This is a genomic window from Mycobacterium lehmannii, assembly GCF_002245535.1.
In the GTDB taxonomy this organism is placed as follows: Bacteria; Actinomycetota; Actinomycetes; order Mycobacteriales; family Mycobacteriaceae; genus Mycobacterium; species Mycobacterium lehmannii.
The window spans coordinates 46,138-59,668 of record NZ_NKCN01000009.1 but is presented as its reverse complement, the minus strand read 5'-3'; the positions used below and the strand labels follow the sequence as shown (position 1 = coordinate 59,668).

At 67.3% G+C, this 13,531-nt stretch carries 16 protein-coding genes; 11 read left to right on the top strand and 5 right to left on the bottom strand.

Annotated elements, in window-relative coordinates; genetic code table 11:
- Window positions 1-152: 152 nt before the first annotated feature.
- From CEX87_RS27105 to CEX87_RS12120, 4 genes are all read right to left on the bottom strand, one after another.
- Entirely contained in the window at window positions 153-596 is a 444-nt protein-coding gene (locus CEX87_RS27105; protein ID WP_142301090.1) for a hypothetical protein, read from the bottom strand.
- Window positions 597-614: 18 nt separating this feature from the next.
- On the bottom strand, window positions 615-1,370 hold the full coding sequence (locus tag CEX87_RS12130) for a DUF4326 domain-containing protein (protein WP_158220768.1): 756 nt from the start codon (window positions 1,368-1,370) through the stop codon (window positions 615-617).
- Window positions 1,371-1,429: 59 nt separating this feature from the next.
- Window positions 1,430-2,548: an alpha/beta fold hydrolase gene (locus tag CEX87_RS12125; protein ID WP_094287371.1), complete on the bottom strand. Its 1,119-nt coding sequence runs from the start codon at window positions 2,546-2,548 to the stop codon at window positions 1,430-1,432.
- Between the two features lie 333 nt (window positions 2,549-2,881).
- Window positions 2,882-3,178, bottom strand: coding sequence for a WhiB family transcriptional regulator (locus CEX87_RS12120; protein WP_094287369.1), 297 nt, complete (start codon window positions 3,176-3,178; stop codon window positions 2,882-2,884).
- A gap of 213 nt (window positions 3,179-3,391) precedes the next feature.
- Here CEX87_RS12120 and CEX87_RS12115 point away from each other — a divergent pair, with 213 nt between their 5' ends.
- The 11 genes from CEX87_RS12115 to CEX87_RS27540 all read left to right on the top strand — a co-directional run bounded on the left by CEX87_RS12115 (window position 3,392) and on the right by CEX87_RS27540 (window position 12,339).
- A complete protein-coding gene (locus CEX87_RS12115; protein WP_233151361.1) occupies window positions 3,392-4,105 on the top strand; it encodes a helix-turn-helix domain-containing protein in 714 nt (237 codons plus the stop codon).
- 51 nt (window positions 4,106-4,156) lie between these two features.
- Window positions 4,157-4,672, top strand: a complete 516-nt coding sequence (locus tag CEX87_RS12110; protein WP_094287365.1) for a thermonuclease family protein — start codon at window positions 4,157-4,159, stop codon at window positions 4,670-4,672.
- A gap of 62 nt (window positions 4,673-4,734) precedes the next feature.
- Entirely contained in the window at window positions 4,735-5,799 is a 1,065-nt protein-coding gene (locus tag CEX87_RS12105) for a C40 family peptidase (protein ID WP_233151360.1), read from the top strand.
- Between the two features lie 90 nt (window positions 5,800-5,889).
- Window positions 5,890-6,042, top strand: a complete 153-nt coding sequence (locus tag CEX87_RS27215) for a hypothetical protein (protein WP_158220767.1) — start codon at window positions 5,890-5,892, stop codon at window positions 6,040-6,042.
- Window positions 6,043-6,102: 60 nt separating this feature from the next.
- Entirely contained in the window at window positions 6,103-7,986 is a 1,884-nt protein-coding gene (locus CEX87_RS12100) for a DUF4226 domain-containing protein (RefSeq protein ID WP_094287363.1), read from the top strand.
- A 66-nt stretch (window positions 7,987-8,052) separates the two neighbouring features.
- Window positions 8,053-8,361, top strand: coding sequence for a type VII secretion target (locus tag CEX87_RS12095; protein ID WP_094287361.1), 309 nt, complete (start codon window positions 8,053-8,055; stop codon window positions 8,359-8,361).
- Window positions 8,348-8,653, top strand: a complete 306-nt coding sequence (locus CEX87_RS12090) for a DUF2694 family protein (protein ID WP_094287359.1) — start codon at window positions 8,348-8,350, stop codon at window positions 8,651-8,653. The genes CEX87_RS12095 and CEX87_RS12090 overlap by 14 nt, the downstream gene beginning before the upstream one ends.
- Before the next feature lie 4 nt (window positions 8,654-8,657).
- Entirely contained in the window at window positions 8,658-10,322 is a 1,665-nt protein-coding gene (locus CEX87_RS12085) for a PPE domain-containing protein (RefSeq protein WP_094287357.1), read from the top strand.
- A complete protein-coding gene (locus CEX87_RS12080) occupies window positions 10,322-10,654 on the top strand; it encodes a hypothetical protein (protein ID WP_094287355.1) in 333 nt (110 codons plus the stop codon). Before CEX87_RS12085 ends, CEX87_RS12080 begins: the two co-directional genes overlap by 1 nt.
- Before the next feature lie 341 nt (window positions 10,655-10,995).
- On the top strand, window positions 10,996-11,586 hold the full coding sequence (locus tag CEX87_RS12075) for a hypothetical protein (protein ID WP_142301089.1): 591 nt from the start codon (window positions 10,996-10,998) through the stop codon (window positions 11,584-11,586).
- A 432-nt stretch (window positions 11,587-12,018) separates the two neighbouring features.
- On the top strand, window positions 12,019-12,339 hold the full coding sequence (locus CEX87_RS27540) for a hypothetical protein (protein ID WP_233151359.1): 321 nt from the start codon (window positions 12,019-12,021) through the stop codon (window positions 12,337-12,339).
- A 222-nt stretch (window positions 12,340-12,561) separates the two neighbouring features.
- Here CEX87_RS27540 and CEX87_RS27535 read toward each other — a convergent pair whose 3' ends face one another.
- Complete coding sequence (locus CEX87_RS27535; RefSeq protein ID WP_233151358.1) at window positions 12,562-12,909, bottom strand: hypothetical protein; 348 nt, start codon at window positions 12,907-12,909, stop codon at window positions 12,562-12,564.
- Between the last annotated feature and the right edge of the window lie 622 nt (window positions 12,910-13,531).

Below are 13,531 nucleotides of genomic sequence, written 5' to 3'. Positions count from 1 at the left end.
ATGCGGCGGTTTAACCGTCGGGTATAGCTCCGCATGCGTGCGATAGGGAGCCGCCGACATGGGGCCAGCATGCCGTTGCGGGAGTGAAAAGTGAGGTTGACACGCCGACGTACGGTTAAACCGTTTCTGCCGTCGGGCCCGGCTTGTTGTGCTCACGGCTGGATCTGGCTCGGCCGCAGGTCCATCGGGCCTCGGCCACATTGCACGGCTGTCTCCGCATGCGATGGCGGGAGGCAAGTGGTGTCGCAGATGTATGCGCGCGGGTTTGGCGCGGCAGCGGGCATGGTTGGCCAGACCAGCGGGTGGCAGGGCCGGCACCCGGTGCGGGCGGCGTGTTCGAGTGCATCGACGACGGCGTTCGGGGGCCAGAGCAGCCGTCGGCGGCCTTGCCATCGGCACGTGCAGACCGCTTGATGCGCACGGGTTTTCGCGGCGATGACGTACACCGAGCCGCCACCATTGCGGGCCATCATCGCCTCGAGGGCCATCATCGCCTCGAGGTCGGCAGCGGGACTGCGGTGGGGCTGTTGGTTTGGTGTGCGGCCGCCGACGACAGCGCGGATGTCGCCCGGCGGGGAAGTGGCGTGGTTCCGCATGGTGTCCTCCCTGCGGTGTCACTGCTCGGTGTTCACTTCGGCTGTTGACAGGGCGCGGATGGGGCTTGCCGTTGGGGCGTCGCGGCGCAGCAGGACCGCCCACGAGACGGCACGCAGTCCACGAAATCCGCGTCCGGGTACCCGGCGGGCCAGGCGTGCGCCGCGGCGGAATACCCAGTGGTAGAGCCGCTGGCTGCGGTGCCGCGCTGGCCGGCCCCACGGTGGGCAGCAGTCGCGCCGCGCTGGGTGTACGTCGACGAGCACGGCTGCGCCCAGCCACCCGGTTTGTGCGGCATGCCAGGTAGCGTCGAATCCCGCGGCCGCGGTGGCCTGAACCCCGGCGTCGTCGAGGCGCTGCGCGCCGATGATGCACAACGCACCGCGGTAGTCGGTCGACCAGCTGCGGTGATGGATGAGGGTGGGGCTCAGCTGTTCTGGGAGCAGTGTCAGGGATGCCCACGGCCGAGCCACGGTGACGGCCAGCGCGTGTCCGTCGGTGCTGTGTGGGTTGTCGCAGCGGTGGGCGAAGTCGACGAGGACATCGCGGTGACACGGCAGTTCGGCGGGGCAGTAGCAGCCGACGTCCTTGCCGGCGCACTGGGCGCAGGCCAGCGCGAGCAGGTCGGGCCGGCTGGCCAGTCGTACGGCGTATTCGGCGATGGCGCCTGCGCGATGCTCGAGGTTGGCGGCTGCGCACGCCGGGCTGGCCCACGTGTTTGGTTCGGCGACGTCAACGGTGTGGGGTCGGGTGGGGTGCTGGCGGCGCAGCTGCACTGGTCGTGGGTCAAGTGGTGTGGGTTGTGGCGTGGACCATCGCGCTGTGACCGGATACATCAGCTGGCCGTACCTTGTGCGGTGAATGGGTCTTGTTGGCTCCGAGGGCGGTTGGCGTGCCATGTGGCGGTGTTGGCCGGTGCCGCGGTCGGGCCCGGTTGGCGATCGTCGCTGGCGAAGGGTGTGACGGTGTGGCGAGCTGGCTGTCGCGCGGGTGGGGGTGAAATCGTGCGTGCGATGGCCTGGTTGACCACGTGCGGAGCTTCGTAGGGCAGCATGTGGCCGGCGTGGGCTAGATGCACGCGGGTCGCATGGGGGATACCGGCGGCGAGATCGCGCGAATGGGCCGGGGGGGTGAGCAGGTCCGCGCCGCCGCTCAGTATGGCGGTGCGGGCGCAAATCGAGGCCAGGGTGCTGTAGGCGTTGAATCGGCGCAGCGCGGTCAGGAATCCGACTGCGGTTGTGACCGGTGTTGTGGCCAGCGCTGCGACGGCGGCCGCGCCCAGCGTGGTGCGCTGGGGGTGGCCAAGGCAGTAGTAGCGGCTCAGTGCGGCGCATAACGGCCTGCTGAGCGCTTTCGCCGCCCGTTCGGGGGTGTAGCCTGCGGCGCCGAAAAGGGCTGCGGTGATGGGAGTGTCCAGCAGCCGGCCCAGGCCGCGCTGGCCAAGTCGGCCTGCTGCGGTCGCGATGAGCACCAGGCCATGAGGGTCGATGGGCCTTTGGGCTTGGTGGCGGGCGAGGTAGGCCAGGGCCGCCATTCCGCCCATGGAGTGGCCGACGAAAGTTACTGCCCCGGCGACGTCCAGCGCGGAAAGTATGGCGGCGAGGTCGGCGCCGAGCTGCTCGACCGTGTAGCTGCGGATGGCTGCGCTGTCTGATGCGCCATGGCCGCGGTGGTCGTAGCTGATGACCCGTAGTGTGTCTCCGCAGCGCCTTCGCAGGTATTCGATTTGCCGCGACATCGATGCACCGGTCAGGCACAACCCGTGCAGGAAAACCACCGTGCGGTCTGCGCAGCGGTCACCGTAGTCGTGCACCGCCAGTTCGACGTCGTCACCGGCGGTGACCCGCAGTCGAACGTCTGCGGGGTGGTCATCGTGGCCAGCCCGTAGCCGATGCGGCAGGGCCCGATCTGACCCGGGACGGGGCGTGGCCGTGGTGGCGGCGAGGCTGGTCATTGTCGGCCCTCGGCGGGGCGCGCAGGTCGCGCTGTGTTCACCGGGCGGCCGGCGGGCTGATGATCAGCGGCGGCGCGTGGCGAAACGACGATCGCTTTGCGCAGCAGGTGCATGAAGTGGTGTCGCCTACTGGCCGGTGCAGCTGCTGAGGTTCGGGGCCGACGTCTTAGCCGCAGTATGTGGGGAGTGTGTAAGCGAAGCGCCGGAAGCGCCCGACAGATCTGCGCGGTGCTCGGCGGGGTGCCGGCGCTGATCATCAGCGCGGCGGTCCTGGCTTGACGCGATCGCTGTCGAGGCCCGCCGTGGTGGTTGTCCATGGTCGGACTGCCCCGGTCAGTCGTCGGTGTCGGGCTCGTCGCTGACGGTGAAGCCGCCGTGTGTGGCCAGTGATCGCAGTTGGCGCAGGGCGAACTTGCGGCCTCGGCCTTCTTTGGGGATGTTGACCCCCGACCACATACCCTCCGCGCCGGGTGTGTCGAGCGCGTCTTTGGCGCACTGCCAGCGGCGTGGGCAGCCGCGGCACAATGCCTTCAATTCGGGATCGTTGCCGCCGGCGGCCCAGCGATCGGGGTCCGCAACGCAGGGCTGGGCGCTGATGCCTACTGTCGGTCGCTCGAATGTCACTGTCACCGTCGCTCCTCCCACTGAGCTGATCAGAATGACCCGAACTTTAGCACCTAAATTAAGCGCCGCACTATCTAGCGCTAAATTTCAACGGTGAAGTTTTGCGCTTCCTTATCGCGGTGTCGGGCTGGGATCGTTAGCGCTGGGTTCACTGGATTTGAGCCGCGATGGGTGTCGCGATGTTCCGAAATGGTGATAACCGCTGGTTACACTGACGCAGTGCAGGACGGCGAATTAGACGACGGGATTGCCCGTGCCGGCGCCGCCGTCGCAGCTCGCCGACGAGAGTTGGGCATTTCTCAGCGCGAACTGGCTCGCCAAGGGATCATCACCGCCCCTGCCCTGATCCACTTTGAGAAAGGCCGCTCCTGGCCGCGCGAGCGCACAAGAGACACTCTTGAGAAAGTTTTGCAGTGGCCGGCCGGAACGATAGCGCGGATCCGCGCCGGGGGTTCGGCCGCTGAAGTCGTTACCGGCCCGGCCGAAAGCTCCGATGATGCAGTGCTGGTGGCCGACGCGCTCAGATTGGCGCTGAACCGGTTCGAGACCGCGATCGATGATCTGCCCACCGCATCGTCGCCGGACTTCGTCAAACGGGCGTCGTCCATCCTGGCCGACCTGCGCAAGTTGGAGGCGCTCGCGGTGCGCGCGATGCGCCACAGCCATGGGGCGCCGACGGAGGTGGTCAAGTCGCTGGGGCTGATTCGGGGCCGCTACGACGTGCTGATGCTGCAGACGGCGGCGCACCCGGCGGCCACGCTCGGCCAACGGCTGTATGCGGCGCGGCGGCGGGCGAACTTGAGTGCCGGTGAAGCCGCCACGCTGGGTGGGCTGGCTGCTGAGCTGGTCGAGGCTGCCGAAGCAGGACAGTTCGTCGACGCCGGCAGTGCTGCCCGTATCGAAGCGCTGATCGCCGAGTTGGTGGGGGAGTGAGGCCGCAGTATTTGTGCATGGTGTGCCTGCGCGCCGCGCGAAAATGGGTGAATGAGAACAACTTCGGTGGCCGCGGTGGGGGTGGTGTTGATGGTGATCGCACCTGTGTCGGCCTGTGCAGCTCCGGTCGATTCCGCACCTGCCACGGCTACGGTCCTGCGTGTGGTCGACGCCGACACCGTCGATGTCGACGATGATGTGCGTGGCCGATTGCGGGTGCGTGTGATCGACACTCCGGAGACCAAACGCCCGGGCTACACCGAGGCGGGCTGGGACCAGCAGGCCAGCGACTTCGCCGCCGCCACTTTGCTCGATCAGCGGGTGGCATTGGTCACCGATCCCACCCAGGATCTTCACGACCGCACGCTGGCTTACATCCAGACTGCCGGCGGTGATTTCTCGGTCCTGGCGGCGGGCGCCGTCGCGGGCCGCTCCTACATTTTCGACCCGTCGCGTCCGCCGCAGCGCGCCGCTGAGATTGCGGCCGCGGAGGCCTCGGCCCGCCAGGCCGGGCGCGGCTTCTGGGGCCCGCCGTGCTTCGGCCACACCGAATCCCAACCGCGATAACGCCGTTCAGCGCGGCCAAAATTGTGTCTGGGGGTTAGTGCGGGGTCGCTGATACTGGTTTCGTGTCGGTTGGCGCGGTGGTGGCTCAGGTCGGTGAGGTGCTGGGCCGCGCGCACGCGTTGTTCGGTGATCCGCCGGCATCGGGGCAGGGCCCGGCTTCGGGCGCGGTGGTCAAACTGTCGGGCGCCGGGCAGCTGGTGCGTTCCGGGCAAGAACGGATGGCTCCGCTGTCGGGGCAGCTGGCCACCAACTACGGCACCTTCGCTGGCGGCGCCGGGCCGGCCCTGGATTCGCTGGCCGGCAACGATCGTGCGTTGAGCACTCAACTGGATGAGGCCGCGCGCTCCGATCGCGCCGGGCGCTCCAACTCCGGCGGGGTGGTCAAGGGTGCAGCGGCCGACACTAACGGGCTGGCACCGTTAACGAACACCCCGGCCGGGCAGAAAGCGCTGCTGGCCGCGCTGCGCAACCGGGTGGCCCAACAACAACAAGTCGTACAGGCCTACAAAGCACGCGACGCGCAGCTGGCGGCCATGCTGCGGTCGATGGCCTACGGTGGGCGCGGCGCAGGGGGCGGGGGCAGCGCCGCGCCGATGAGCGGGCTCGGGGGCTTGTCGATGCCGCAGAGCGGCGGCGGCGGCGGTTTCGGACTTCCGTTGGGCGGCAGCGGGTTTGGAGGGCTGGGCTCGGGCAAGCACGGTTCGGGGGCAATCCGGGGCGGCCCAAGCCCCAGCATCGTGACCGGCCGGGGTATTCCGCCGGGGCGGGCTGGTGCAGCGGTGAAGGCCGCGTTGTCCAAGCTTGGTCGGCCCTATGTGTGGGGTGCTGAGGGGCCATCGTCGTTTGACTGCTCAGGCCTAACGGAGTGGGCGTGGCGCCACGGAGGTGTCCAGCTGGGCGACGACACCTACGCCCAGGTCAAACAGGGTGTGGCGGTGGCACCGAGTGAGGTGCGCGCCGGCGATCTGATCTTCCCGAAGTCGTCGTATGACAGCCGCGGCCCGGGCCATGTGATGCTGGCGATTTCAGCGACCCAGGTTGTGCACGCTCCCCAGACCGGGGACGTGGTGCGCATCGCGCCGATGCCATCTGGTTTTGTGGCCCGCCGACCGGTTGCCCTCGACTAAGCGCCGTGCTCGTCCCGCGAAAATCGTGCACGGCGGGCTATCTGGGCGGCATTAGGCTCGGTTTGAGCCGTTGAGGAAAGGATCTGGCCCGTGGAGTCTGGGTTGCAGCAACAAGCCAGCGAGATTTTGGATCTCGTGTCGCGAGCCAAGAAGGTGTTCGGCGGTGACTCGGTGCCTGAGCGGCCGCCGGCGTTCGCCCCGCCGGGTGACCTCGAGGAAGCAATTTCGCGTGACTGCTTCTGATTTCGCCGCCGCGATCAGTGTGTTGCATCGAATCCGACTGGGGCAGAAGGGGTTGAACCAGTGACCGATACCCGCAAGTTCGAGGAGCTGGTGTCCTGGCACGCCAAACCCGTGGCCGGGTTCGGCATGGGCTGGGATCCGGGGTGGCGCCCGAACGGGGGAGCGTTCACCCACAACATCAGTCCCTCGGACCCCTACTGGGGCGAGGTGCTGGAAAAGGCGCAGGCCGCCTACGGCGATCCGGGTATGCGGTTCAACACCTCCGATCCCACCGAGGATCGGTATCTGATGTTCAGCGATGGGACCCGGGTGCCCACGGATGGGTCGCTGGCCTACCGCGACAACGGCAACACCTATGTGCTCAACGACGACGGCTCGGTCTCGCTGTTAGGTGGTGGGGGTGAGACGGGGCAACCCTTCTTCCCGGAGTTCCGCCGCAACGATGCTGGGCAGTACGTGCCTGTCGATTCGCAGGGCCGGCAGGTGGCGCCGATGGCATCGTCCTACGTCGACGATCCCGCGACAGGCAAGCGCACCTACTACAACGCCGACGGCGACGTTGTGGGTGTTGAGCCGCAGCCGCGCAACGGCGCCCCTGCGGGCAGCGCGGCCGGCGTTGAGACCGACGAGCAGCAGTCGGGACGCACCGCAGAGGCGGTGCGCAAGCTGCACGAGGAGATGAAGGACCGCTACAGCAACCTCAGCGAGGCCGAGGGCAGGCTGAGCGAGGTGATGCTGACCGCGCGGACCACGACCGCGGAGGGCCAGCAGAAACTCAACGACATTCAGCAAAAGATCGTCGAGGCGGTCAACAATCCGGCGATGTCGTTGGACACCCCGGCCGGCGAGCAGGCGTTCTTGAAGTTCCTGCGCAGTCAGGTCGCCGCGATCGGTGAGGTGCTCAATTCGGGCACGCTGACGTCGCAGGATCATGCCAAAGCCGCCGGCGCTTTGGCCGAGCTGTACAGGTTGGACCATGGCGGCGCCCCCAATGAGAACGGAAACGCTGATCCTGCCGGTGAACCCGATGGCGCCGCGCCTGCTGCGCCGGCAGTGAGCGATCCCGGTTTCATCGACCCCGCTCTTGCCGAGGCCGCTCTGGGGCCGATGGAACCGATGCCCGATCCGTTGACGGACCTGGGAATGGGCGGCCCGCTGGGTCCAGATCCGCTGGCCGGGTTGGCCTCAGCGCTACCCGCCGCGATGAGCGCTTTCCCGCCGGGTGGGGGACTGGGCGGTGGCAGCCCGCTCGACGCGCTCACCGGCGCGGCGGCCCCGCTGGCGGGGCTGGCCTCACAGCTGGGCGAGCAGGCGGCCCGCCAGGAGCCAGACCCCGGCGTGGAGCCGGACGAGAACGAAGACGACGGACTCGACGACGAGGACCAGAGCGACTCCGTGGACGCCGAGCCGCCGCCGGCGACGTCGCCGCAGTCAGATACACCGCCAGAACCCGTGCCTGCGGACACCCCCGGCGACACGGCCCCGCCTGCCGCGCCGGGCCCTCCTCCGCCGCCGCCGCCGACCACGATTGCGCTGCCCGACGGGTCGACGGCCAACGCCCGCACCCCGGAGCTGGCGCAGGCTGTCAAGGCCCACCTGGAGGGCACGCCGCTGGAGGAGGCCTACCGCGCGCAGCACCTCGAGCTGCCTCCACCGGGCACGCCGGTCACCAACCCGGTGGACCCGTCACGTCTGTCGGCGGGAATGCTGGCGGTGTTCAACGATCACTTCGCAGTTGCGCTGAGCTCGGTGAAGGCGCTGGAAGACGGCCAGGTGGTGCCGGCATCGTCGATCGCGTCCCTCCCGGGTTTTTTGGGCTGGCTGGACCCCACCGCGGTCGGGGCGCCCGCGCCGACCCCGGCACCAGTCCCGCCGCCGACACCCATGCAGGCGCCTGCGGCCACGACCATGCCGACAGAGCCGGTGCCCACACCGACCGGATAGCTGCGCGCCGCATGACGGCGCGGGTGAAAATCGCGACAATAGCCAGATCGAAGGAGCCACACAGAGATGACCGACCCGATCCACATCGACCCCGAGGTGATGCGCACCGTCGCCAACCAGCACGACGACATCGCCGACCAGATCGTCCCGGCCCGCGAGGCCAGCGCCGAGATCCTCGCCGCGGTCAACACCTTCGGGCCGATCATGCACCAGTTCAAAGCCGCGGTGTCGGACCTGATGGTCAACCGCGACGCAGCATTGCTCGACCACGAACACACCCACCGCAACGCGGCGATCGGGCTGCGCCGCGAAGCGACCAACTTCGTCGCACGCGACGAAACCATTGCGGAGAACCTGCGAATTGAACACCCGTGATGTGCCGCTGAGCGAGCAAGCATTCATCGCCCGAACCCCCGACGATGCGGTCCTGGTCAGAGTCGCGGTGAAGGGCTGCATTCTGGGTGTTCAACTCGAACCCAAGGCGATGCGCTACAACATGAACGAGTTAGCTCAGCGCATCATGGCGTGTGCCGACGTGGCGTATCTTCAGGGGCAGGTGGCGCTGCGCGAGCAGATGGAGCAGGCCGAGCTCGACCCCGTCTGCTACGCAGACTTCCCCACCGAACGAGATCTCGCCGCCGCACGCGACCGACTGAGGATGCTGTAGACCGATGTTTGCTGTTGACCCGAGCGGGCTGGCCTCGGCGGCGCAACGGATCACCGCCGCGCTCTCAGAGGTCTCTGCAGCCAACCCTGAGCATCCGCCGCTGGCGGCCGACTCGGCCTCGGTGGGCGCAGCGACCCGGCTAACGACTGCGGGCTCGACGTTGGCCAGCGTGCTTGCCGAGCAGGCGGCCGGCCTGGCAACGACGGCCGAGCAGCTGGTCAACATCGCATCCGGTTTCACCGCCAAGGACAGCGCCAACGCTGCCAAGATCACCAGCCTGGACACCGGCAGCGACGGCGCCTCCGTTTCGGGCTGGGCGCCGTCCTCGCCGCCGGTGCCTCCTGACGCGCGGCCCATCCTGGTTCCGCCGCCGCCCGGTCCTGCCGAGGCGATCTCGCAGGCGGTGCACTCCGGGGCCGGCTCCGGCAATGAAGCGTTCATCGCCGGGTGGCGGCAGGTGGCGGGCTCGACTCGCGATGCCTCGGCGGTGGTGCGCCTGATTGCCGACAACTTGCCCGACAGCTGGGAAAGCCCAGTGGCCACCGAGAAAGTGCGAAGCCATCTGATCGGCTACGCCGACGCGCTGGAAACCTCGGGTCAGCGTGCCGACACCATGGCCGACCAGGCCAATCGACACGCCCAGGAGGTCACCCAGGCTCGCCGCGACATCCCGTCACCTGACGAGTTCGCAGCGATGAATCACCGGCTGCAGACCCTAGCTCAGGCCAACATTCAGACCGGCGGCCGGTTCGCGGTGCCGCTGGCCAATGCCTGGGAGGAAAAGGCGCAGATGGAGGGGCGGACTGCGCAAGGATTCGGTGGCTACTACACCGCGACTGAGGCCACGACGTCCGGTGAGATCGATCTCGACGGTGACGGCATCCCCGATGTTCCCGCCGACGATGCCGCCGCCGCGGTTGGCGAGGGGACCGGGTTGGCTGATGAGGCGGCGGAGGCGGGACTGCCGGGGTCACCGGATATGGCCGGCCAGCTCGCCTCGATGCTTCCGAGCATGATCCCCACCGTTATGGGCGCAGCTGGGGGGTTGCTAGGTGGAGTGGTGTCGTCGATGTTGAAGGGCCCCGAGTCTCTGATTCAGGCCGGCACCCAGGCGGTCGGGGCTGCCACTCAGGGCCTTTCTGGGCTGACGCAGCCCAACCTCGACGACGTCGGCGGGGAGGACCTCGGCCTGGACGACGCCCCTTTCGACGAGATGAGCGGCCTCGGCGGTGGTGCCGGCGCCACCTCGCCGGCGGCCGGTGGCGCCCCGTCGCTGCCGCCGGTGACTCCGTCCACCGGACCCAACCCCACCCCGCCGACCCTGCCCGCGGGTGGGTCCTTGCCGCCTCCGGTGACGCCCTCGGCGGGGCCCGGTGGGGCCGGATATATGCCGATGGGCATGCCGCTGGCGGGCTTGGCCGGCGCCGGCGGGCAAGGCGGCGCGAACGAGGAACGCAAGGGCAAGCCGAAACAGGTTGTGGCACGCGACATTCCGCACACAGAGTCGGTCACCGGTAAGGTCACCGAGGATCGGATCGCGGTGTCGGCGACAGCACCCAAAGAGCAGGCCGACGACCCGCCGCCTGGTAACGATGATCCGCCTCCGCGCAGCGAGGGCGCCCCGCTGATCCGCCGGATTACCACAGTCGGGCCCAAGGACGGCTCGTAGTGCTTGGCGGTGTGAGTTTCGATGACCTCGGCGACGCGGAGAAAGTCAAGTTCTCCGAAGCTGAGCAGGCGGCGACTCTGGAGCGCCTTGACAAAATGATCGCCCAACTGGGGGCGCTGCGCACGGAGGTTGAAGACCCTGATGGGTTGGTGCGTTTCACCCTCGGCGACGACGGCCGCCTACTTGAGTTGTTCATCCACGAAGCAGCCCGCACATCGCTGACCAACTTGGCGCTGGAGAAGAAGCTCAACGAACTTCTCAGTGCTGCCAACGAGGCAATGCTTCTGTCGCGCAAAGAATTCTGGGACCACTACAGCATCAACGACGTCTGAAATTCACAAGCGGGTGGTGTAATAGCACCGCGCCGCAACACATTTCGGGCCAATGGTGGACCCGCCGCAGCAGACGTAACCGTCGGCGAATCGGGTTGCGGGCTGATTGGCCAAGCGATCAGCTCGCAGGTACGCGCTCATCCCAGACGCGGTACAGCACAGTCAATCTCACGTCACTGGGAAGGTGAAGGGCCCGACCAAAGGGTGGGAGGAGTCGGGCCCCTCGGCTCCGATCGCAAGGGGCGCGACCGCAACAATGGGAACGCTACCGCACCCCCACAGACGCACCATGCACGAAATTTGCGTCGGTTCAGGTCCCAAGCGGCGCTTACCGTTGATACGTGACAGTAGGTGAGAATTATCAGGGTGGCCCCGGACAGCGCTACGCCATCTCGGCAACGCGTGGCCAACGGGCGCGTACGGTGCTCACTACCGTGAGCAGCCTCCTAGCTGTCGTGCTGGCCGCAGCGGCCCTTGTCGTGGCGCTGACCAACCGCAGTGGGGGTGAATCGAGCACGGTTGCCGCGTCTGCCGACGACCCCGACACATCTTCAACGCCTGCTTCTACAGAGAAGGCTGACCGCGCGCTCTGCACCGCGATCGCGCCGCTGATGGCCGAGTATGACAACACCTCGACCGCGTGGTTCGGACTTGGTCAGCCAGGAACGCCAGCGCGGGATAGCGCTCTGCCCGAGTTCGTCGATGACACCAAGGACTGGGTTAACCGCGTCGAGACGGTCATGAACGAGCATCCAGGTGTGCAGCCGCGCTTTACACGCACTCTGCAGCCCCATCTTGATGACCTGTGGCTCCTCGTAAACAACGTCGCCCCGGGCCCTGAGCGAATCTACGACAGCGCAGCGTGGGTTGACAGCCTGGTCGCTTACGGCGGACCACAATCCATCTGCAATGACGTAGGTATCAGCTGGTAGAACGTCAGGGAGGCTGATGCCAGTCTCAGGAGCTGGCCGCGTCGCGTTCCGAATTTAGCGGTGCCAGTCACTGGTGCTGACCTTTACCCTGGATACATGACTGCGGGTGGGAAGACCGACGCATATGTGCCGCCGGCGAACGGTGACCGGCTGCCGCCACCGCCGCCTGGTTACGGCCCACCTGGGTACACACCCCCGCCGAGCCCGCCGGTGTTTGCACCGCCCCGGCCGCGCCGGGCACGCACGGTGCTCGCGGCTGCCGGCATAGTCTTAGCGGTTGTTCTGGCTGCATCAGCCCTGGTAGTGGCACTTACCGGCCGCAATGGGGGTGAATCGGGAACAGCGCCCGCAGCGACTGGACCAGCCGCATCTTCAAACCCTGCTTCCACTGAGGAAGCTGACCGCGCGCTCTGCACAGCGATCGCGCCGCTGATGACCGACTTCGGTACGACGGCAAAGGAGTGGTTCGCGCTCGGCCAGCCAGGAACGCCTGCTAGAGACGCCGCACTGCCCAAGTTCATCAACGACACGGAGGACTGGATCGCCCGCGTTGAGACGGTCATGAACGAGCATCCAGGTGTGCAGCCGCGCTTTGAGCGAACGATGCGGCGTTACCTCGATGATCTATGGCTTTTCGTGAACAATGTTGAGCCCGGGCCCGAGCGAACCTATGACGGCGCGGCGTGGACGGACAGTCTTATTGCCTACGGTGGCCCACAGTCGATCTGCGATGACCTCGGGGCTGGGTGGTAAGCGGGTGGAGCGCACTATCTGATGCCGGCCTCAGCAGCTGTCGCCGCCGGCCCGGGAATGCCGGCGCGCCTTTACTCCCAGCGCATCCTTGGCGGCGTCTGGCCTACAACGTCGCCGGAATCCTGGTCGGAAACCGCGAGTGCTCTCAATCAGAAGAGCGCCGACTTGAGCTCGTCGGCATCGGCGATCCGAGGGGCTGCCGACACTCTGGGCACGCAGAACTCAGGGCAGACGATCGAGGCTATGTGCGAGCGCTCCTACCGCACCGCGCAAACGGTGATCAACCAATCCGACATGTACGGCGACATGTCGAAAGCGGTCAAGGAGACCGCCGAGCTGATCTGGCACGCCCGTGGTCGGCTCGACGAAATCGACCGTAAAGCCCACGAAGAGATCGACCGTCTCAAACAGCAGCTTCAGTCGGTGCGTGGCATAGGCGCAGGCGTGGCAATGGCGGCGATCCACGCGCAAATCGAAGAGGTGATCGCCCAGGCCCAAGCCCAAGCACATGCGGTAGGTACAGATACCGCCGCCGCGATCGCCGAGCAGGCAGCAAACATCGGCGGCCAAACTTCGACTCAAGCCACATCAGGCGGGCACATCCAACCAGCGGACCACGTCACCGGAAACGGCGGGACAGGTGACGACACCATGGCCCTGGACAACCCCGCAGGGTCAGGAAGCGCAGCGCCTCAGTCGCCAGTTGACAAACTCGTCGAATGGGGCGAAACAGATCAGGTCCCGGGTGACGAGATGCCAGGCGGTGGCATTACTGAACCTCAGCCTGGAGATATTCCAGGCGCACATGAACCGGGGCAGACACCTGGTGAGGGAGGAACGGCTTCGGGTAGACCTGGCGCCGAAGGAGGGACGCCCGGCAACCCAGTCAACTCCGCCGATCCACTGAAGGGTCCCGCGGGCGACATCCCGGAATGGGGTTCGTCGAGCCCCGGGGCAGTGGCTCCTCCTATCGCTCCTGTTTCGTCCCCTGGCAGTGGTGGTGGGGGATCGTCGTTGTCGTCCCTGGGTGGTGGTGTTAAGCCGCCGTCTGGGTCGGGCCTGTCGTCGGCTGGTGCGGGTGGGTTGTCGTCGGGTGCGCTTTCGCCTGGTAGCGGGTTGTCGTCGGCGCCGTCGGTGTCGCCTGCTTCGGGGTTGCCGTCTGCGGGTGGGGGTTCGCCGGCGGCGGCGACGC

What these genes read in the sequence shown, in the direction of transcription:
- CEX87_RS27105 (WP_142301090.1), bottom strand. Translation starts at nt 596, where the DNA reads ATGCGGAACCACGCCACTTCCCCGCCGGGCGACATCCGCGCTGTCGTC.
- CEX87_RS12125 (WP_094287371.1), bottom strand. Translation starts at nt 2,548, where the DNA reads ATGACCAGCCTCGCCGCCACCACGGCCACGCCCCGTCCCGGGTCAGAT.
- CEX87_RS12110 (WP_094287365.1), top strand. Translation starts at nt 4,157, where the DNA reads ATGAGAACAACTTCGGTGGCCGCGGTGGGGGTGGTGTTGATGGTGATC.
- CEX87_RS12095 (WP_094287361.1), top strand. Translation starts at nt 8,053, where the DNA reads ATGACCGACCCGATCCACATCGACCCCGAGGTGATGCGCACCGTCGCC.
- CEX87_RS12085 (WP_094287357.1), top strand. Translation starts at nt 8,658, where the DNA reads ATGTTTGCTGTTGACCCGAGCGGGCTGGCCTCGGCGGCGCAACGGATC.
- CEX87_RS27540 (WP_233151359.1), top strand. Translation starts at nt 12,019, where the DNA reads ATGACCGACTTCGGTACGACGGCAAAGGAGTGGTTCGCGCTCGGCCAG.